Below are 13,394 nucleotides of genomic sequence, written 5' to 3'. Positions count from 1 at the left end.
TATAAATAATACATTAAGAAAATAAGAGAGGCCTGACAGACCTCTCTTATTTTAATATATTTTTTAATTTTCAAAATAATCATCATGGTAGTAAGAGTTCTTCTTCAGATAATATGTTTTATCCCCATAGTATCGGGATGTGCCATAATAACCTTCTCTACCTTTCACATCATTAAAGACTAGGGCTATATTTTCTACACCATCATATTTCAGCTGATTGATTACACTCTTAAAGAATGACTTGCTCGTTTTCGCTCTTCTCACAACAAACAACGTAGTATCTACAAGCTCTGATAAGATATAGGCATCAGACACCAATCCGACCGGGCTACAATCTATTACAACATAGTCATACATTTCTTGCAAATGCTCTAAAACCTGACGCGTTTTATCTGTCTTGATTAACTCACTCGGATTTGGCGGTAGTGTCCCTGCAGGAATAACATCAAAACCATAATCGGGATGAGTAATGATAATATCCTCTAATGTTACCTGACCAATTAGGTAATTAGAAATACCTTTATGCGTATCCATCTGCAATGTTTTAGAAACAGAAGGACGTCTTAAGTCTAAGTCTACTATAATTACTTTCTTACCCGTCAGTTGATAAACCGAGGCTATATTTGTTGCTATAAAAGTCTTTCCATCAGCAGGTTCGGTAGAAGTAACCAATACAGTAATCTTATCTTCCCGCTGAGCCATATACCCAATACGAACACGCATATTCCTGAACGCCTCGGCAAAACTGGATTTTGGATAATTCTTGACCAGAACGACTCCATTTGCCAACTTCTTAGAAACGTTTTCAATAGTCCCGATAACAGGCAACCCTGAAAGCTTTTCGCATTCTTCCTTTGTTGTTATAGAAAAATTAAATACTTCTTCTTTTAATACAACAAAAACCAGAGGTATGATTAAGCCAATAATAAAGTAATTCATGTAGTTTTTACTCAACTGTCCGCCATTTATTCCCATACGAATAATACGAGGTGCTTCATAAATCTCATTATCAGGCTCATTCGACGCTTTTTGTATTTCGGCTTCTCTCTTTCTTTGTGTCAAGTATTGATGATACATTTCATGGAAACGGTACTCTCGTTGAAACTTAATCAAGTCTCGTTCTTGAGGAGGAAGATTATCCATCTTTTTTTGTACCACATTATATTTTCTTATCAGTGCATCTTTCTGATCCTGAAGTCGTATTTGCATCAATTGAACTTCCTTTGCTATACTTATTCTATAATCAGTAAGAATATCTACAGTTTTATAATACAATGGATTCTTGTCTCCAAGGTTCTTATACTTATTAAGAACCTCATTGTATTTTTCGATCAATTCGCTTAGTCTTCTATTATTAATATTTAAGCTAGCCGGATCAACAATCTCCATTGTTTGTTCATTATCTATTGACTCTTTCACCATTTGAGACAACAACATAATAGACCTGTCTTTTACCGACAGAGCGTCAATCTCACGTTCGGCACTATCCATTTCTATTCTCAAAGAAGGCGATGCAACTTCATAAACACCTGTTGCTTTTTGTAAATTTTCTAAATTGTGACGAGATAAATCTAACGAGTCTGTTATAAGCTTTAATTCTTTAGCCAAGAAATTGATAGTCAGATCTGCTTGTTTGTTTTTCAAAAACAAGTTATAATCCTGAAATTCATCCAACAAACAAGTCATATAATCTTTATCCCTACCAGGATCGGCTCCAGTCATCGAGATAGATAAAATCGTAGAGTTTGATCGATACAGACGAGAACTAACTCGTCCATTATACATAGAGATCAGATCTCTATCAGATAAGAATCTAAAGTTGAAAAAACTTATATCTTTTCTAAACTGTTTCGTCTCTGGCAAAAATTTCCCTCTTTTTTCTAATCTCAGTTTAAAAAGTTCATTTTCATAAACCTCTCCGTAAGGTATAATCATTTTCACACCTACTTCACCTTCTGCATTTTTCTTATAGCTTACTTCGCATCTATCTTCGTCAAGATAGCTTACAGTATAAGTATATTGATATGCCTCGGGCTTTATATCTTGTTCCAGAGAGTCTATTACAACTTCTACCGGACTATCAGTATACATACTCAGCCTTTTAAGTTTAGAGCCCAAGAAGAACGTTTCGAAATAGTAATCTACATGCATCTTATTAGGCAATCGCTGAACTGTACGTTCTGTCAATCCGTAAGAAGAAAGCACAATTTGCTGGTTCTCTGTATTTCGGAGAAGTACATTTGTTGGTACAGCTCCTGCCACGACACTAGACCTTCCTGCTGGTTCCAAAATAATCATAGATTCTGTAACAGAGTAAGGAACCCATTTTTTATTCTCCAAGAAGGCTAATCCTAAACAAATTGCAACTGATATTACAAATAGATACCAATACTTCAATATTCGATAAAACCAAAGTACAAAGTCGAACGAAATATTCGTCTTCGATTTTATATTCTCAAAGTACGGATCTGATTCTACCGCTTTTTTATTGTCAACACTCATAAATCAATAAATATTTGTGCTAAAATCTATACAACACTGAATACAAGAAGAAAGTTAAAGGACCCGACAACATAGATGTAAACGAGGCCAATGACTCTACATTAAAAAACGCGTTCTTATTGGTTGGAAAGTAAATATAATCGTTAGGTTTTATATAGTAAAATTCCGATTGTATCACATCTTGAGTTCTTAAATCAAACTCCATCTGTTTGGTAGTACCATCTTCATTTTTTCTTAAAATCTTCACTTTCGACAAGTCCATTTTTCCTGTCGTTTGCTGAGCTAGAGATAACGCCTGATATATAGTCATATTTTCCTTATAGACAGGATATGTACCTCTACGATCTTCTGCATATATAAAGAAGTTATTATTGCCCATCGTTACTTTTACCTGTACATCTTTTATCGATTCCTGCATCATCTTTTGCAAGATATCCTCAGCTTGCTGAACAGTATAGCCTGCAATTTTAGCCTTACCGAAGAAAGGCAGAATTACAGTACTATCCTCATAAATACGATACATTTTCAATGCGTTCTGATCAGTAGACAATACTGTATTGAATGTATTTACCAACTCGGAATCACTAGACGAGATAGCACAGGTAATCATATCACCTATATCTAATTTATACTCTTCGAACGATTTTAATGGATATTGTGTATTAAGAGCTTGCATATAATTAACCTCCTCGCTGGTAATACATGAAGACATGAAATACAGAGGGGCAATACACAACAACAAATAGTATAATTTCTTCATAGTTAGAAAATTCTTAACACAACGACAACAAGACTTGCCACAGACAGTAATACTCCCACAACCCCAGCAATAGAGGTTGTTGATCCTATAAACTTCTTCGATGTTTGAGGTATATATATAACATCATTTGGCTGAATATAATAATATTCGGTATCAATGATATCTTTACTGCGCAAATCAAACGTTTTCGATACAGAACCGGTATCTGTTTGTCGTATAACTGTTACCTTTGATCGATCTCCATACGGACCTATATTTCCGGCAATAGCAAGCGCCTGAAGTATTGTCATAGACGTATTAGGCATTGTTACTCTGCTAGCCCCAGCTTCACCAAGCACACTAAAATATCTGTTAGCCAGACTGACTTCAGCGGTTGTACCTTCACTCAATTCATCCAGCTTTTGACTTATCAGGTTTCTGGCTTCCAACATAGTCAGACCTTGCACATACAGCTTGCCTATATAGGGGAAAGTTATTGTTCCGTCAGCATATACAGAAACGGGTCTGATACCTCCCATATTTTCAAGACCACGACTCTGACTTCCGACATTCACTCCCGTCGATTCGTTCAGTCCCTGACGCGTAAAACGAGGCACATAACCAGAGAACATTCTGGCGGTTTCATTATCCCAGGCATACACAGCTATACTAAGCTGATCTCCCGGAATGATTTTATATTCTTCTGGCTTTATTGTCAACTCAGGGTATTTCAGTTCTATGTCCTGCAATAAGTTTGTGTGCTTATTAGTTATACAAGAACTACTGAGTACAGAAATGCAAAGTAAGAGTCCGAATAGTTTTATCAAGTTTTTCATAAATGTGTTACATTCATTATCGTCTACCTTCAACAGCTTTGACTCTGTAATGGCAATTCACTCTGCCTTTTATCATGCTATTGAGTTTGTTCTTAATCATCTGCTTACGGATTCCCGATATTTTATCAATAAACAATTTCCCTTCTATATGATCATACTCGTGCTGAATACAGCGGGCAAAGAAATCGCTATAAACTTCATCATGAGAAACAAAATTTTCGTCTAAATATTGTATACGGATAGTTTCTTCTCTTTCCACTGCCTCATTTATACCAGGAATACTCAGACAACCTTCATCCATTTTCACTATCTCTCCTGTATATTCTACAATTTTAGGATTGATAAAAACCTTCTTGAAATCGGCATATTTCGGATCATCTTCGGCCAAAGGCTCTAAATCGATCACAAAAAGACGAATATCTAATCCTACCTGTGGCGCAGCTAATCCTACTCCATCGGCATTATACATTGTCTCAAACATATCATCGATAAGTTTCTTCAGGTTTGGATATTCAGGGGTGATATCTACAGCCACTTTTCTCAACACAGGCTGTCCATATAGGTATATCGGTAAAATCATATATATTTTTATTTGTTTTGTAATCTTAGACTTTCCATGTAACTCTGCAAAATAATAACAGCACTTACTTCATCAACCAAGGCTTTGTTTTGCCGGTCTTTCTTTTTCAGTCCTGCTTCTAATATAGTTCGTTGTGCTAAGGATGACGTAAAACGTTCATCGTATAATTCTACAGGGATTTGTGGATAAATAGCTCGAAGTTTCTTTACAAACGGACGAATATGTTTCATATTCTCCGAATATTCATTATTCATCTGTTTGGGAAGTCCTACTATAAACCGATCAACTTCTTCTTTTTCCAGATACTTCTTCAGGTAATCCAACAGAGTATGTGTAGGAACTGTTGCCAAACCATTCGCTATAATCCTAAGAGAATCAGTCACGGCTAAGCCTGTCCGCTTGGTTCCATAATCTATTGCCAAAAATCGCCCCATATTAAAACGACAAAGTTAGAAAAAATATTTATCCCCACTTAATTATAAGTTGTAAATACTACAAAATAAACACTTTTATTCATTTTTACATAGTATCATAATAAAAAAAACAGATGAAAAACTTTTGCTTTCCATCTGTCTATTGTATTTGCATTTATTTCAATCCATCAAATGTTCGAAAGACCTGCGCTTCAACTCAAAGTCTCTACCCAGATATTTCTCCCTCACAATCTCATTCGAAGCCAATTCTTCTGCTGTACCCTGAAACAAGACTTTCCCTTCGAACAACAGATATGCTCTATCGGTAATACTCAAAGTTTCATCCACATTATGATCTGTAATCAGAATACCAATATTTTTATATTTCAATTTGGCTACAATCTCTTGAATATCCTGCACAGCGATAGGGTCTACTCCGGCAAAAGGCTCATCCAGCATAATAAACTTTGGATCGATAGCCAGACATCGGGCAATTTCGGAACGGCGACGCTCCCCCCCCGACAAGCGGTCTCCAAGATTCTTCCTTACTTTATGCAAACCAAATTCATCAATAAGACTTTCTAGTTTCTCCTTCTGATATTCGGCTGATGTATTAGTCATTTGAAGCACCGATCGGATATTATCTTCAACCGTCATTTTTCTAAAGATAGATGCTTCCTGAGCCAGATAACCTATACCATGCTGGGCTCGTTTATAAACAGGAAACTTGGTTATTTCCTTATCATTCAAGAATATTTTCCCCTCATTAGGAACAACAAGCCCTACTGTCATATAGAAAGTAGTAGTCTTGCCGGCTCCGTTAGGTCCTAGCAATCCAACAATCTCACCTTGTTTCACATCTATAGAGACATGATTTACAACAGTTCTCGACTTGTATTTTTTCACCAAATCCTCGGTGCGCAGCACCATTCTTTCTTCTTTCTGCACTTGATCCATAACTCCTCTACGGGGCTTCGATTTTTATTATTCCAGAACAGTAACCCAACCATACGTATCGGGTTCATCTCCTAACTGAATAGCTCTTAATTTATTATAAAGTTTTGTACTGATTGGGCCGGCATTGCCATCTTTTGAAATCACATACGATTTATTTTCGTCAATATCGTCTACTTTCAAAATAGGGCTAATAACAGCCGCTGTACCCACCTGACCTGCTTCTTCAAATGTAGCTAATTCCTCTTCAGCTACTTGCCTACGCTCTACTTTCAATCCCATATCTTCAGCCAACTGCATCAAACTTCGGTTTGTTATAGAAGGTAGAATTGACGAAGACAGAGGTGTTATATATGTATTATTTTTTATTCCAAAGAAATTAGCGGGGCCGCATTCGTCCAAGTATTTTTTTTCTTTTGCATCTAGATACAACACTGCCGAATATCCCATTTCGTGCGCTTTATGTCCAGCAACCAGACTTGCCGCATAGTTTCCTCCTATTTTAATAGTTCCTGTACCTAGTGGAGCAGCACGGTCGTACCCTCTCAATATAGCTACCGGAGTTGGTTTAAAGCCTTCTTTAAAGTAAGGCCCCACTGGAGTAACAAACACCAAGAACAAATATTCTGCTGATGGCTTCACTCCTACTTGCGGACTCATCCCTAGCAACAACGGACGGATATATAACGAAGCCCCACTACCATATGGCGGAATAAAGCGTTCGTTCATTTTAACAGCTTTAATAACTGTTTCTTCAAAAACTTCTACCGGAAGCTCTGCCATCATAATACCTTGGCAAGAAGAAATCATTCTCAGGGCATTATCACGCATTCTGAAAATTCGAATTTTCCCGTCTTTACCTCTGAAAGCCTTAAGCCCTTCAAAAGCCTCTTGCCCGTAGTGCAGACAAGTAGCAGCCATATGAATGTCAATTTGCTCAGATGTAGTTTCTGCAGGAGCACTCCATTTACCATCTTTGTAATAACTTCTCACGTTGTAATCTGTCTTCATATATCCGAAAGACAAATTAGCCCAGTCAATTTCATTCATGTCAGTAAAAGTTTTATCAGTCAATTATAATTGCTTGTATTATCAAAACAAAAGTACGATTTTCGGCGACACATCTACTATTTTTCAAGGCTTTATGTCATAAAAATGTAAAAATATTTGCAAAAAGACTATTCTTCGTACAGTTTATCAGTAAACAATACTCCTTGCAAATGGTCGAACTCGTGCTGAAAGATAACACCCGTAAAATCTCCGCCACGAGATTCTCCCCTCAGTGTTTCTTTTATCAGATTGCCTTTTTCGTTATAGTATTCTACTGTTATTTCGGGATAACGCTTTGTGTTTCCCGATTTATCAGGCACAGAAAGACATCCATCATTTTCGAAACAGATAATAGTATCCGACACTGATACAATCTTCGGATTTATAGCCACTTCAACTGGTCTATCTGGTTTATCCAAACGCATAAACAAAAACAAGTTGCGATGAATACCTACCTGCACGGCTGCAATCCCTACGCCCGACTCTTCAGCCATCGTCATCTTCAATCGCTCGATAAAATACTGCCAGTCTTTATCTTCAGCTATCTTTTCCGGATTTTCTATATCAATACTTTTCTTTCTCAGCACTAAAGAATCTTCTTTATTATCAACAGAAAGAACTCTAAACGACACATCTACGGCATCGCTATAGGTCAATTCTTTTTCTTCTTTGGTCATATTCATTATCGTATTACAAGCCGATAAGCCAACTAGCAATATCAGCAAACTTATTATTTTATTCACAATATAAACTTATTAGATTGTTGTACAAAAATACGAAATATAAGCGGGAATCAATCAACCATAAAGAGAGAGAAAAGTTGCTTAAACTAAAAATTCTTCTAAAATTTGTGATTATAAGACAAATCCTGCGACATATAAATAAAACACATAAAATAAAAATGACATTACGCAAAGAGAGTGACGCACAATTCTTAGATATGATACGCCAGAATGAGGGTATTATATTCAAAGTTGCCTCTTTTTACGTAGATAAGGAGAACCCTATCAGCGATTTATATCAGGAAATAGTTCTGAACTTATGGAAAGCCTACCCATCCTTCAGGGGTGAAAGTAAATACTCGACGTGGATATACCGGATTGCCCTAAACACATGTGTATCTTTTTACAGGAGAGGCAAGAAAAACATTCCCTATGTGGATATTACGATGGACATTCCTGAAATTACAGAAAGCAATGATCAGATACAAGAATTGTACAGACTAATTGGTCGACTCGGAAAAATAGAAAGAGCCTTGGTTCTTCTCTATCTGGACGATAAATCATACAAGGAAATTGCTGACATCACGGGACTATCGGTCACAAATGTGGCTACAAAACTGAGCAGAATAAAAGAAAAATTAAGATTTATGTCAAACAACGATAATAACTAATCTATATGGATTTAGACAATATAAAAAAAGCTTGGCAAGAGACCAACATAAGCCCTTCGATTGACGAACAAAAAATTGAAAAAATGTTATCGAATGAAGGGCATAGTGCTTTCAATAGCCTGCTCAAATACGAGAAGCTAGGAAGAACCTTAATGATTATATGCTTACTTATAGCATATCCTGTTTTTTCGAATCATTTATCTGTTTTTATTATCTATACGGTTAGTGTTATCTTAGGCTTTTTCTGGCAATTATACAAAGTAAGAAAGTTGAAAGAAATAGATATAGCACACCAAAGCATAACTCAAATCTCAAATCAGGTATATTGGTATAGAAAGATAATTTTCAAGGAATTTGTGATTGGCATTATATGGTTTGTTGGGCTGGTTATGCTTTTAGGATATTTGGAATTTTCTGATAAATCAATACGACCTACAGCTTTTATCATTGCGATGTCCATCGCCTTTATCGGAGTTATTATCACATATAAACTTCTTTATTGGAACAACATCAAGAAACTAGAAGAAGCAATAAAGGAAGTAGAAGAGTTTGAAAAAGAAAATATTTAATTTAATACATACTTAGCTTTATGAAATTAACAAAAACGCTTATTATCACATTTATGCTTGCATCATTTTCTGTGCTGGCAATAGCACAGAGCAGCAGCAAATATACCGGCGCACTGCTATGGAAAATATCCGGCAACGGACTAAGCAAACCATCTTATATACTAGGTACACACCATCTCACACATGTTAGCTTTGTGGATAGTATTCCCGGGCTTAAAAAAGTGATAGAAGATACAGAGCAAACAGTCGGCGAACTTCTTATGGCTGACCAGATGGCAATGCAAGCGAAGTTGCAACAAGCTTCGATAATGCCTGCCGACAAACCTTATTCTTCTATTTTGACTACTGAAGAGTACAGACTGCTGGACGAAGGGCTTAAAGACCTTTATAATGGACAGGCTGGAATGGAGCAATTTCAAGGCTTCAAACCGGGCATGATCTCTATGCTGTATTCTATCACTCTATACACTAAAGTATTCCCTACATTCAACCCTATGTCACACGAAGCAATTGACGCTTATGTACAACGCATAGCTTCCGAAAAAGGGAAATCTCTTTTAGGATTAGAAACCGTAGAAGATCAAATCTATGCTTTATTCGATGCCGAACCCATAGAAAGTCAAGCTAAAAGCTTAGTTTGTGCGACAAACCTGAAAAATAAAGATTATATGATAAAATCTGTAAAGCAATTGGATAATTACTACAGAGCTAAAAATCTAACAGAGATGTATAATCTTGCTTTCAACAACCCTGATGATCCTTGTAAGATGTCGAAAACATATGAGAATGCAATCAACAAAGATCGCAACAACAAGTGGCTGGAGAAACTCCCTCAGATAATGAAAGAGAAATCGTCTCTTATCGCTGTAGGAGCTTTACACCTTGCAGGTGAAGAAGGCCTGCTTTATCAATTGGCGAAAAAAGGATACAGAGTAGAGGCCATTAAATAAAATCAGAAAAGATTGCGGCCAATCCAGAACAATACGATAATTATCAACACTACTATTATAGCTGTTCTATTATAGAATAGCTGTTTCACTCGGGGGCATTTTTCTTTGCCCCCGAAGTATTCTATATATACTCCGAGTATGGCATAAGGAATTGCCACAACCAGCAATGGATTGCTACGCAAAGCTTCTGTAAATCTGAAATGCAGTAAATGATGTATAGCCCGCTGCGAACCACATCCGGGACAATCAAGCCCTGTCAGATAATGAAATGGGCACTGAGGAAAGAATTGTGAATCTTCGGGACTAAACAAATAAAAAATAAGCCCACCTATGATCAGCACAAAAGCAATAGCGCCAAATCTCCGCCAATAATATTTCCTTTCAGATGCCAAATTATATTATTTATCCAAGCGAAACAGCAAGCATATTAAAGAAAAAGAAAATCATATAGCATACAGGCAAGAAAAGAATACCAAGCAATGCCCAGTTGCGAGCCAGATCAGACGTTCTTAAAGACTCGGCATACCTGCCTTCTGAATAAAGCTTTTCTACCTTCGATGCATTATATATCCCTACAACACTGATAGGAGAACAACATAGAATAGACAACACCACAGACTCCGTCATCCAGTTCTTTGGCATTGGAGGAATACTGTTCTGACCTTCCTTTTGCTCTGACTTAAAACCAGAATCCAGATTAATCGGTCTTGACAAATCAGGTTCGTTTATTTCAATGGGTTCTACTTTTTCGGGACGAGGTACCGATGCCTTTGGGTCAAAAAGGAAGGATAACGCTTCTACATCCTCAGCCTTCATCCAATCGGGCATCCCTGACTGCCAAACCATTGTTTCACGACGTATCCCTAGCTGCTGCAACCTTTCAGGTTCGAAAGGTCCACATTGCTGCTTTGTCACATCATTTATATAGTAGAATTTAGACATTCAGAGAAGAGGTAAGGCTTATTTAAACATTTTATCTATTTCCACCTCATTGGTAGCTTCGGGCAATGTATTTTTCACCTCATCGCAAACACTATATCCCGGAACAGTCTCAAACTGTTCACTCTGACTGTATCCTAATTCCGGGTTAGCATATACTTTCTTCATAAACAAGCCAAATATAGGCAGAGCCGTACTTGCCCCTTGCCCATCGGCTGTTCTGTCGAAGTGGATAGGGTAATCTTCTCCCCCAACCCAAGTAGCAGCAGAAAGACTTGGAGTGAAGCCAACAAACCACCCATCAGAGTTGTCGTTGGTTGTTCCGGTCTTACCTCCCATCGGAGCAGTCAATCCATAAATTCTTCTTACACGGCTACCTGTTCCCCCATCGATAACTCCTCTAAGCATATCTATCATTTTCACATATGCACCCGGACTAAAGACCTCATTATGCATTGGTAAGAATACATCATCGGCTATTACATTTCCGTACGAATCTTCGATGCGAGTCACATAACGAGCATTGGCACGTACCCCTTTGTTAGCAAAAGCTGTATATGCAGCTGTCATTTCGGCTACCGAAACTTCAGGAGTTCCCAATGCCATAGAAATAACAGGATCTATCCTTCCTGTCAACCCGAAAGAATACAACATTTGTCGGAATGTATATGGAGAAGTCTTGCCCATCAAATAAGCGGTCACCCAGTTATCTGATGCTTGCAAACCCCATTTTATAGTTACCATCTCACCTACTCGCTGAGCATTAGAGTTTTTAGGACGGTATTCGCGTCCGTTCTCATCGTATTGAACTTGTTCTACATGAAGCATTTCATCGCACGGAGTGAAACCTTCTTCCATAGCCAAAGTGTACAAGAATGGTTTGATTGTGGAACCTACCTGACGGCGCCCCTGTGTAGCCATATCGTATTTAAAATACTTATAATCGATACCTCCTACATAGGCCTTTACATGCCCGGTATGCACGTCCATAGCCATAAAACCAGAACGCAAAATTCCTTTATGGTATCTGATAGAATCGAGAGGCGTCATCGTGGTGTCTATTTCTCCTTTCCAAGAAAAGACAGTCATTTTAGCCGGCTGCTGAAAAACTTTGTAGATTTCTTCATCAGACATTCCTTCTTTCTTATGATTACGATATCTGTCTGTGATCTTCATCGCTCTCTTTAGCAAAGCATCCACATCCTTACTAAATGCTCTGGCATAAGGAGCATAACTGCGTCCTTTCTTCTCTTTATCAAATTTAGGTTGCACCTCTTTACTCATATGCTCAGTCATAGCTTCTTCGGCATATTGTTGCATACGAGAATCGATTGTAGTATATATCTTAAGTCCATCTGTTCCTAAATTGTAATTAGATCCATCAGGTTTCTTGTTTTTATTACACCACCCATACAATGCATCGTTTTCCCAACTAACAGAGTCTCTGGCATATTGATCTGTCTGCCACGACAAATAGTTTTTCTTTTCCGGTTTTTTTGCCCCCATTATTATTCTCAGATATTCTCTGAAATATGGAGCAAGCCCTTCTATATGGCTAGATCTTTTGAAATCAAGTTCTAAAGGTAACTGTCTTAACGAGTCGCGTTGTGCTGAAGTTATATATCCATATTTCTCCATCTGCGCAAACACGATATTACGACGCTGCATTGTCAACTCTGGTCTTGTTCTAGGGTTGTACAAAGATGAATTATTACACATACCCACAAGTAGAGCTGCTTCTTCTATCTTTAAATTTCTCGGTTCTTTATTAAAATAAACACGAGAGGCAGATTCTATACCTACAGCATTGTAACCAAAGTCATATTTATTTAGATAGAGATTTATAATTTCATCTTTTGTGTAATATCTCTCCAGCTTAACAGCAATAACCCATTCTATCGGTTTTTGTAGCACTCTCTCCATAACATTTTCTGCTCGGGGAGAATATAATTGTTTTGCCAATTGCTGAGATATTGTACTACCCCCGCTTACTTTTTGCCCGGTCAGTGTTTTAAACACGGCACGCCCAAGACCTCTCACATCGATTCCGGAGTGAGAATAAAAACGGGCATCCTCGGTAGCTACAAGTCCCTCAACTAAATAATCAGGTAATTCGTCAAAATCTGAATATATTCTATTGTTTTTATCTTGAGAAAAAGTGCCTAAGAAAACACCATCAGAAGAATATACCTGAGAGGCATATTTATCGATTGGGTTTTGCAAATCCTCTATCGGAGGAAGGTAACCTATATAGCCTGCATTGATAAGTCCGAAAAGTGTAGCTATTGACAGTATAACACATGCAAAAGCAATCCACATTCCTTTTACTATTTTCTTTGAAACTGAGCTTGATAGCAGGTTTTTCTTTTTTGATTTCGCTTCTTTATTCATATTTTATAAAGAGATATAAGTCTTTGAACTGGCAAATTTACGCAAAACGTTTCAATTTGAGAGATAAAAAAACTTAAA

The 13,394-nt window shown here is 37.4% G+C and carries 14 protein-coding genes; 3 read left to right on the top strand and 11 right to left on the bottom strand.

Annotated elements, in window-relative coordinates; translation table 11 throughout:
• Positions 1-63: 63 nt before the first annotated feature.
• The 8 genes from DHU68_RS11520 to DHU68_RS11485 form a co-directional block, all read right to left on the bottom strand.
• Positions 64-2,502: a tyrosine-protein kinase family protein gene (locus DHU68_RS11520; RefSeq protein ID WP_108823141.1), complete on the bottom strand. Its 2,439-nt coding sequence runs from the start codon at positions 2,500-2,502 to the stop codon at positions 64-66.
• A 19-nt stretch (positions 2,503-2,521) separates the two neighbouring features.
• On the bottom strand, positions 2,522-3,262 hold the full coding sequence (locus DHU68_RS11515) for a polysaccharide biosynthesis/export family protein (RefSeq protein WP_108823140.1): 741 nt from the start codon (positions 3,260-3,262) through the stop codon (positions 2,522-2,524).
• A gap of 2 nt (positions 3,263-3,264) precedes the next feature.
• Entirely contained in the window at positions 3,265-4,077 is an 813-nt protein-coding gene (locus tag DHU68_RS11510) for a polysaccharide biosynthesis/export family protein (RefSeq protein ID WP_108823237.1), read from the bottom strand.
• Positions 4,078-4,093: 16 nt separating this feature from the next.
• Positions 4,094-4,657 carry a peptide deformylase gene (gene def, locus DHU68_RS11505; protein ID WP_108823139.1) on the bottom strand — a complete coding sequence of 188 codons (564 nt, stop codon included), beginning with the start codon at positions 4,655-4,657 and terminating at the stop codon, positions 4,094-4,096.
• Positions 4,658-4,665: 8 nt separating this feature from the next.
• Positions 4,666-5,091, bottom strand: coding sequence for a Holliday junction resolvase RuvX (ruvX, locus tag DHU68_RS11500; RefSeq protein ID WP_108823138.1), 426 nt, complete (start codon positions 5,089-5,091; stop codon positions 4,666-4,668).
• Between the two features lie 159 nt (positions 5,092-5,250).
• A complete protein-coding gene (gene lptB, locus DHU68_RS11495) occupies positions 5,251-6,027 on the bottom strand; it encodes an LPS export ABC transporter ATP-binding protein (RefSeq protein WP_369831341.1) in 777 nt (258 codons plus the stop codon).
• Positions 6,028-6,054: 27 nt separating this feature from the next.
• Entirely contained in the window at positions 6,055-7,074 is a 1,020-nt protein-coding gene (locus DHU68_RS11490; RefSeq protein WP_108823235.1) for a branched-chain amino acid aminotransferase, read from the bottom strand.
• A 128-nt stretch (positions 7,075-7,202) separates the two neighbouring features.
• On the bottom strand, positions 7,203-7,817 hold the full coding sequence (locus DHU68_RS11485) for a peptide deformylase (protein ID WP_255412494.1): 615 nt from the start codon (positions 7,815-7,817) through the stop codon (positions 7,203-7,205).
• A gap of 158 nt (positions 7,818-7,975) precedes the next feature.
• Here DHU68_RS11485 and DHU68_RS11480 point away from each other — a divergent pair, with 158 nt between their 5' ends.
• From DHU68_RS11480 to DHU68_RS11470, 3 genes are read left to right on the top strand one after another with little or no spacing between them, the layout of a single operon-like run.
• On the top strand, positions 7,976-8,467 hold the full coding sequence (locus DHU68_RS11480) for an RNA polymerase sigma factor (protein WP_108823233.1): 492 nt from the start codon (positions 7,976-7,978) through the stop codon (positions 8,465-8,467).
• Between the two features lie 5 nt (positions 8,468-8,472).
• A complete protein-coding gene (locus DHU68_RS11475) occupies positions 8,473-9,036 on the top strand; it encodes a hypothetical protein (protein WP_108823137.1) in 564 nt (187 codons plus the stop codon).
• 20 nt (positions 9,037-9,056) lie between these two features.
• The gene (locus DHU68_RS11470; protein WP_108823136.1) at positions 9,057-9,986 is read left to right on the top strand and encodes a TraB/GumN family protein; all 930 of its coding nucleotides are present in this window, start codon (positions 9,057-9,059) and stop codon (positions 9,984-9,986) included.
• 2 nt (positions 9,987-9,988) lie between these two features.
• On the opposite strand, the gene DHU68_RS11465 is transcribed toward DHU68_RS11470, so the two are convergent.
• From DHU68_RS11465 to DHU68_RS11455, 3 genes are read right to left on the bottom strand one after another with little or no spacing between them, the layout of a single operon-like run.
• Positions 9,989-10,378 carry a DUF2752 domain-containing protein gene (locus DHU68_RS11465; RefSeq protein ID WP_185117510.1) on the bottom strand — a complete coding sequence of 130 codons (390 nt, stop codon included), beginning with the start codon at positions 10,376-10,378 and terminating at the stop codon, positions 9,989-9,991.
• A gap of 10 nt (positions 10,379-10,388) precedes the next feature.
• The gene (locus DHU68_RS11460; RefSeq protein WP_108823135.1) at positions 10,389-10,928 is read right to left on the bottom strand and encodes a GYF domain-containing protein; all 540 of its coding nucleotides are present in this window, start codon (positions 10,926-10,928) and stop codon (positions 10,389-10,391) included.
• An 18-nt stretch (positions 10,929-10,946) separates the two neighbouring features.
• Positions 10,947-13,316, bottom strand: coding sequence for a transglycosylase domain-containing protein (locus tag DHU68_RS11455; RefSeq protein WP_108823134.1), 2,370 nt, complete (start codon positions 13,314-13,316; stop codon positions 10,947-10,949).
• Positions 13,317-13,394: the final 78 nt, after the last annotated feature.

The sequence above is a fragment of the Dysgonomonas sp. Marseille-P4361 genome (assembly GCF_900343125.1).
Taxonomy (GTDB): Bacteria; Bacteroidota; Bacteroidia; order Bacteroidales; family Dysgonomonadaceae; genus Dysgonomonas.
The sequence above is the reverse complement of the archived record's forward strand: the minus strand, read 5'-3'. Positions and strand labels throughout refer to the sequence as shown.

Coding starts and splice junctions, on each gene's coding strand:
- DHU68_RS11520 (WP_108823141.1), bottom strand. CDS start 2,502: ATGAGTGTTGACAATAAAAAAGCGGTAGAATCAGATCCGTACTTTGAG.
- DHU68_RS11515 (WP_108823140.1), bottom strand. CDS start 3,262: ATGAAGAAATTATACTATTTGTTGTTGTGTATTGCCCCTCTGTATTTC.
- DHU68_RS11510 (WP_108823237.1), bottom strand. CDS start 4,077: ATGAAAAACTTGATAAAACTATTCGGACTCTTACTTTGCATTTCTGTA.
- def (WP_108823139.1), bottom strand. CDS start 4,657: ATGATTTTACCGATATACCTATATGGACAGCCTGTGTTGAGAAAAGTG.
- ruvX (WP_108823138.1), bottom strand. CDS start 5,091: ATGGGGCGATTTTTGGCAATAGATTATGGAACCAAGCGGACAGGCTTA.
- lptB (WP_369831341.1), bottom strand. CDS start 6,027: ATGGATCAAGTGCAGAAAGAAGAAAGAATGGTGCTGCGCACCGAGGAT.
- DHU68_RS11490 (WP_108823235.1), bottom strand. CDS start 7,074: ATGAATGAAATTGACTGGGCTAATTTGTCTTTCGGATATATGAAGACA.
- DHU68_RS11480 (WP_108823233.1), top strand. CDS start 7,976: ATGACATTACGCAAAGAGAGTGACGCACAATTCTTAGATATGATACGC.
- DHU68_RS11475 (WP_108823137.1), top strand. CDS start 8,473: ATGGATTTAGACAATATAAAAAAAGCTTGGCAAGAGACCAACATAAGC.
- DHU68_RS11470 (WP_108823136.1), top strand. CDS start 9,057: ATGAAATTAACAAAAACGCTTATTATCACATTTATGCTTGCATCATTT.
- DHU68_RS11460 (WP_108823135.1), bottom strand. CDS start 10,928: ATGTCTAAATTCTACTATATAAATGATGTGACAAAGCAGCAATGTGGA.
- DHU68_RS11455 (WP_108823134.1), bottom strand. CDS start 13,316: ATGAATAAAGAAGCGAAATCAAAAAAGAAAAACCTGCTATCAAGCTCA.